This is a genomic window from Bradyrhizobium sp., assembly GCF_028868675.1.
Lineage (GTDB): Bacteria > Pseudomonadota > Alphaproteobacteria > Rhizobiales > Xanthobacteraceae > Bradyrhizobium.
Genome location: NZ_JAGWUA010000039.1, coordinates 22,255 through 29,169, shown reverse-complemented (window position 1 = coordinate 29,169; position 6,915 = coordinate 22,255). Strand labels below are relative to the sequence as shown.

At 67.0% G+C, this 6,915-nt stretch carries 3 protein-coding genes; 1 reads left to right on the top strand and 2 read right to left on the bottom strand.

Translation table 11 applies throughout. The features are described 5' to 3' along the window. Positions 1-35: 35 nt before the first annotated feature. Positions 36-1,403, bottom strand: a complete 1,368-nt coding sequence (locus tag KGM94_RS07980; protein WP_300256634.1) for an LLM class flavin-dependent oxidoreductase — start codon at positions 1,401-1,403, stop codon at positions 36-38. A 21-nt stretch (positions 1,404-1,424) separates the two neighbouring features. Beyond that, positions 1,425-2,477: an Ldh family oxidoreductase gene (locus KGM94_RS07975; RefSeq protein ID WP_300256632.1), complete on the bottom strand. Its 1,053-nt coding sequence runs from the start codon at positions 2,475-2,477 to the stop codon at positions 1,425-1,427. Positions 2,478-2,767: 290 nt separating this feature from the next. Here KGM94_RS07975 and KGM94_RS07970 point away from each other — a divergent pair, with 290 nt between their 5' ends. Further along, a complete protein-coding gene (locus KGM94_RS07970) occupies positions 2,768-6,883 on the top strand; it encodes a GAF domain-containing protein (protein ID WP_300256630.1) in 4,116 nt (1,371 codons plus the stop codon). Positions 6,884-6,915: the final 32 nt, after the last annotated feature.

Below are 6,915 nucleotides of genomic sequence, written 5' to 3'. Positions count from 1 at the left end.
TTCAGCCAGCGCATGGATATGTCCCTCGATCTCGATTATTCCGCCGCGACGCTCGGCGCGACCTTCCAGGCGCCGGCAGCAGGCCGCTTCAGCCCGAGATTTTCGCGCAGCGTCTTGCCGCGATACTCGGTCTGGAACAGGCCGCGCCGCTGCAGTTCCGGCACCACGTGGCGAACGAAGTCGGCGTAGGAGCCGGGCACGATGGTCGCGGCGATGACGAAGCCGTCGCAGCCGCGCTCGACGAACATCTCCTCCAGCCTGTCGGCGATCTCCTTCGGGCCGCCGACGATGGCGTCATGGGTCTGGCCGCGGCCGGAGAAGGTGACGAAGTCGCGTGCGGTGGGATTGCTCTTGCCCGATGCCTTCAGCACGCCGTCGCGGATGCCGAGGATGCCCTGCATGCTCTTCAGCTCCTCCGTGGTCAGCGGCTCGTCGAGGCCCTTGGAGGCGAAGTCGTAGTTCAGCGCTTCCGCGAGCAGCGACAGCGCGTCGATCTGCAGCGGCAGCTTGTCGATCAGCGCCATCTTGTCCTCGGCTTCAGACCTGGTCGCGGCGCAGACCGGCGTGGTCAGGTTGCAGAGGAACATCTGCTCGGGATCGCGGCCGGCCTTGGCGGCCTCGGCCTTGACCGCCGCGTAGCCCTCCTTGGCGCCGGCGAGGTTGCGCGCAGCGGTGAAGATCACCTCGCCCCAGCGTCCGGCAAAGCGCTGGCCGCGGCCGGAGGCACCGGCCTGGATGATCACGGGATGGCCTTGTTGCGAGCGCGGCACCGTGAACGGCCCGCGCGACTTGAAGAACGGGCCCTTGTGGTCGAGCCGCCTGACCTTGGTCGGATCGGCGAAGCGGCCGCTCGCCTTGTCCATGATCAGCGAGCCGTCCTCCCAGGTGTCCCAATGGCCGAGCACCACCTCCATGAACTCGTCGGCGCGGTCGTAGCGATAGTCGTGCGCGAGATGGGCATCCTTGCCCATGTTGAGCGCCTCGCCGTCGTTGAGCGAGGTGACGACGTTCCAGCCGGCGCGTCCGCCCGACATCAGGTCGAGGGTGGCGAAGCGGCGGGCGACGTCGAAGGGTTCGTAATAGGTGGTCGAGCAGGTCGCCCCCAGCCCGAGCTTCTCGGTAACCATGCCCATGCAGGTCAGCACGATCAGCGGGTCCATCTTCACGCAGCGGATGCCGTATTCGACGGTGTGGGCATGGTCGTTGCCGTAGCGGTCGGGCATCGCCAGGCGATCGTCGAAGAAGGCGAGGTGGAACTTGCCGGCTTCGAGGATGCGCGCGATCTCCTGATAGTAGTCCGCCGACATCGAATCGTCGCGCGAGTCCGGATGCCGCCACGAACTCGGCAGATTGGTGCAGTTCTGCGCCTGCAGGAAGCCGACCAGGACCATCTGGCGTGTCATGCTGCTGTTCTCCGTTTTCCGTCAGATGAAACCGAGCTCATGGTCGAGCCCGTAGCCGCGGGCGAGCGCAGCGAGCTTCTCCCAGGTCGCATCCTCGATCTCGATGCCGTCACGCCGGCGCTCCAGTTCGCGCAGATGCTCGATCTCGCCGGGATAGAACACGCCGCGACTGCCTTCGGACGGCGGCGTCGATTTGAGGTAGCGCGCGAACTCGGCGACCTCCCGCTTGAAGTCCTCGAGCGGCCGGAAGGCGGCGACGTTGAACACCGCCATGAAGCATCCGTCGTTGTGCCGGCCGGTCGGCTCCACGCCAAAGCCAAGTCCGGTGAGGAGGCCGCACAGCACCTCCACCATCGCGGCGAGCCCGCTGCCCTTGTAGCCCTCGGTGCCGCCGAGCGGCAGCAGGGCGCCGCCCTTGCGGTATTGCGTGGGATCGGTGGTGTGCCGCCCTTCGGCGTCGATGATCCAACCGTTGGGGATCTCCTCGCCGCGGGCGACCGCGAGCTGGATCTTGCCGGCGGCGACCGCCGAGGTCGCCATGTCCAGGTAGAACGGCGCGTCGAGATCGGAGGGCACCGCGATCGAGATCGGGTTGGTGCCGAGCCGCGCCTCCCGCCCGCCGAACGGCGCAACGTGCTTCGGCGAGCGGCCGGAGTCGGCCGCGGCAATGCCGATCATGCCTTCGCGCATCGCCATCAGCGGATAGGCGGCGAGGCGGCCGACATGGCTTTGCCGGAACACCGTGCAGGCCGCGACATTGGCGGTCTTCGCCTTCTCGATGGTCAGGGCCATCGCCCTGGCGTTGACGTGGAAGCCGAAGCCCCAATGGCCGTCGATCACGGTCGTGGTCGGCGTCTCCTGCACGATGGTCCAGGGCGCGCCGGGAATGATGTGGCCGGCCTTGATGCGGTCGATATAGGTGGGGATCGCGATCACGCCGTGGGAATCGTGGCCGGCGAGGTTGGCATTGACGCAGCCGATCGCGACGGCGTCGGCCTCCTCCTCGGATGCTCCTGCGGCCCGCAGCAGCGCTGCGCAGACGCGCGTGAGGCGGTCGGCCTGGACGGTCGGCATGGCGTTTCCTCGTTTCCGCCCTCGGCGGGCGCCCGTTGTTGGCGGCCATGGTCTCAAAGCGCTCGCGCGATATCAATCTCCCGTAAACCAAACCAGGGCTGCAAATTCGCAAAGAGGGGCTGCCGAGGCCATCCCGGACCCGCCGTCCGCGGTTTCCCGCACGTTTCGTGCTGCGCGTTGGGATGTCGTTCACCGTGATTGCGGGTTGGCGGGCCGCGATAACGACCACTTAGCCGATCGACACCAATAACGGACGCGGGAAAAGGCAGGAATGCCCGGGAGTTGAGATCTTGCAGACGACCCTCGCGCGCACATTTGCGGCGCTGAGCGCCATCAACGAAGCGATCCTGTACGCGAAATCGCCGGACGAGCTGTACCAGAAGGTCTGCGAAGCCGGGTTTTCGAGCGGGGACTTCCTGGCGGTCGCCGTGTTTCTGGCGGAGCCGGACGGCCGACGGCTGCGCTGCGTGACGGGATTCGGCGAGGACGTCGCGCGACTGCATGCGATCGAGGTCACGATCGAGGAGGGCACGCCGGAAGGCTCCGGCGTCTGCGGGCAGGCGTTCCGCGAGCAGCGGCTCTGCGTCAGCAACGATTTTCTGCACGATCGGCGCTCGCTCGCCTGGCGCGAGGGCGCGGTCCGGGCGCACGTCGGCACCGCCGCGGCGCTGCCGCTGATCTGCCGGGGCCGCAGCGTCGGGGTGCTGCTGGTGACGCGCCGCGAGGCGGGCTCGCTGAAGGGCAAGATCGTGTCGCTGTTCGAGCGCATGTCGGCCAACATCTCCTATGCGCTCGAGAATTTCGAGCGCGAGACCGCGCGCCAGAACGGCGAGAGGGCGATGCGGCGGCTGAACCGGATGTTCGGTGCGATCAGTGCCACCAACGAAGCCATTTTGCGCGCCAAGACCGAGCAGGAGATGTACCAGCGCGTGTGCGACGCCTCCGTTCACGGCGGCAAGTCGCTCGCGACCTTCGTGCTGCTCCGCGAGCCGGGCTCCCATTGGCTGAAGCCCGTCGCCGGGACGGGAAAGAACCTCGAACTGGTCACGCAGGCGCGCTATTCGATCGATCCGGACGATCCCCATGGCCGCGGCATTTCCGGCCAGGTGTTCCGGACGCAGAAGCCCGTCGTGGAGGAGGATCTCTCCGCCCGCACCAGGGGCACGCCGTGGGAGCGGGCCAACGTCGATACCGGCGTCACCGCCTGCGTGGCCGCGCCCCTGGTCAAGCACGGCGAAAGCATCGGGGTGCTGCTGTTCTTCGTCAGCAGGTCCTGGGCGAAAGACGAGGAAGTCGTCGCGCTCCTGCTGCGCATGGCGGAAAACGTCTGCTTTGCGATCGAGAATTTCGATCGCGAAACGGAGAAGACCAGGATCTCCCGGGAGGAGGAGCGTCTGGCGCGGATGTATGCGGCGCTGAGCGCGACCAACGAGGCCATTCTGCGGGCGCGGTCGCGCGCCGAGCTGTTCGATCTGGTCTGCGAGGCCACGGTCAAGGGCGCGAGGTTCGGTTCCACGACGATTGCGCTGGCCGACCCCAAAACCGAGCTGCTTCGCGTCGTGGCTTCCTACGGCCCGAATGCGGCCGAGGTGCGCACCTACAAATTCGCCACCACCGACAAGATGCCGGAGGGGCGCGGGCTGACCGGCACCGCGTTCCGGACGCTGCAGCCCTGCGTCAGCAACGATGTCCCGACCGACGAACGGTTGAAGCCGTGGTTCGAGGGCATCAGGCGCAACGGCATTGCATCCTCGGCCGTCCTGCCGCTCCTCAACGGTGACCGGGCGGAGGGCGTCTTCATCTTCAATTCGCCGGAGCGCGGCACGTTTACTCCGGAGTTCGTCGAGCTGTTGCAGCGCCTGCAGGCGAACGTGGCCTTCGCGCTGGAGAACTTCGATCGTGCCGACGAGAAGGCGAAGGCGGAAAAGCAGCGCAACCGCCTCCGGGGCATGCTCGAGGCGCTGAGCGCCACCAACGAAGCGATCATGCGGGTGAGGTCGCGCGCCGAACTGTTCGACGTCGTTTGCGAGGCGGCCGTGCTCGGTGGCTTGTTCTCGTCCGCGACCATCGCCATGGTCGATTCGAGCGGCCGCTATCTCGACATCGCCAAGACCAAGGGCGAGAGCTGCTATCAGGTGAAGGGATGGCGCTTTTCGACTTCGGCCGACGATGCGGAAGGCCGCGGGCTGGCCGGGACGTCGTTCAGGACGCGCGCGCCATGCGTCACGAACGAACTGCTCTCCGACGTCCGCACCGCGCACTGGCACCAGTTCGCGCGCAAGCAGGGCATCCGGTCGGGAGCCTGCTTCCCGCTGCTCTGCAACGGCGGCAAGGCGATCGGGATACTCCTGTTCCTCTCCTCGGACGAGGGGACGTTCACCCCCGATCTGATCCAGCTGCTCGGACGCCTGGCGGAGAACGTGTCCTTTGCGCTCGACAATTTCGATCGCGCGGAAGAAAAGGCCCGCACCGAAGAGCAGAAGGAGCGCCTGACGCGCATGTTCGCGGCGCTCATCGCCACCAACGAAGCGATCATGCGGGCAAAGTCGCGCGCCGAATTGTTCGATCTGGTCTGCGAGGCCGCCTCGAACGGCGCCAAGTTCACCTCGACCACGATCGCGCTCGCCAGACCCGACAGCGACCAGCTCGAGATCGTGGCTGCCGCGGGTCCCTCGGCCGAGTCGACGCGTCACGTGCGCCTGTCCGTCGATCCGGCGCGCCCGGAGGGCCGCGGCATGAGCGGGACGGCGTTCCGCACCCGGCAGCCCTGCATCAGCAACGACTATCCGAACGACCAGCGTGTCACGGCGTTCCACGCCGTCGTCCGCGACGACGGGGCGCGATCGGGCGCGGCATTCCCGCTGATCGCCCATGACCGGGCCGTCGGCGTCATGATCTACATGTCGACCGACAAGGACACCTTCACCGCCGAGTTCGTCGAACTGCTGCAGCGTCTCGCCGACAACGTATCCTTTGCGCTGGAGAATTTCGACCGTACCGAGGCGAAGAACAAGGCGGACGAGCGGATCGAATATCTCGCCTCGCACGACAGCCTGACCCATCTGCCGAACCGCGAGACCTTCAACGCCCTGCTGCGGCAGGCGATCGAAACCGCGCGCCGCCATGACCAGCCGTTCGCGCTGCTGTTCATCGATCTCGACCGCTTCAAGGTCATCAACGACTCGCTGGGCCATGAAGCCGGCGATCTCCTCCTCGTCGAGGTGGCCAACCGTCTGCGCGGCGCGCTGCGCGCGAGCGACGTGGTGGCGCGGCTCGGCGGCGACGAGTTCGTGGTCGTGCTCGATCGATGCGGCCACGTCGACGACGTCCAGCGCATCGCCACCGATCTGCTGGTTGCCCTCGGGCAGCCGATGGAGCTTGCCGGCCATGAGTGCCACACCACCGCCTCGATCGGCATCGCGATGTATCCGGCCAACGGTGCCGATGCCCAGACCCTGACCAAGAATGCCGACATGGCGATGTACCTCGCCAAGGAAGACGGCAAGAACGGCTACCGCTTCTTCTCCAAGGAAGTGACGACGCAATCGATCGAACGGCTGTCGCTGGAAAGCGCGCTGCGCCGGGCACTCGAGCGCGACCAGTTCTCGCTGCAATACCAGCCCAAGGTGGACATGGCGAGCGGCCAGATCACGGGCGTGGAAGCGCTGTTGCGCTGGACCCATCCCGACCTCGGCAACGTCTCGCCGGCGCAGTTCATCCCGCTCGCCGAGGAAACCGGGCTGATCGTTCCGATCGGTCGCTGGGTGCTGAAGGAGGCCTGCGCGCAGGCCATGGCCTGGCAACGTCGCGGCCTGCTGCCGCTGTCGATGGCGGTCAACTTGTCGCCGCGGCAGTTCGCCGACGAGCATCTGTTGCGGGACGTCGACGAAGCGCTTGCCGAGAGCGGCATGTCGCCGGTGCTGCTGCAACTCGAAGTCACCGAGAGCATGATGATGCGGAACGTCGGCCGCGCGCTGAAGGTGCTGGACGCGATCCAGAGCCGCGGCATCCGGCTCGCCATCGACGATTTCGGCACCGGCTATTCGTCGATGTCGCTGATGAAGCATTTCCCGATCGACACCATCAAGATCGACCGCTCCTTCGTACGCGACCTGCCGGACGACAGCGAGGACCAGGCGATCGCCCAGGCGATCATCAGCATGGGCAAGGCGCTCGGCATGACCGTGGTCGCGGAGGGCGTCGAAAACGCCCAGCAGGAAGCGTTCCTGCGCACCCACGGCTGCGACGAGATGCAGGGGTTCCTCATCGCCAAGCCGCTGCCGCCCGGGCAGATGGCCGAATTGCTGCGACCGGCGGCCGTGCCGGTCGCCCCGCCCCTGCAGCCGGCGCAGGATGCGGCCGAGGATGACGGCGCGCCGTCGCGGCTGAAACACGCCGTCCTCTGACGGGCGAGCACTCACTTTTCCGGCGCGGCGCG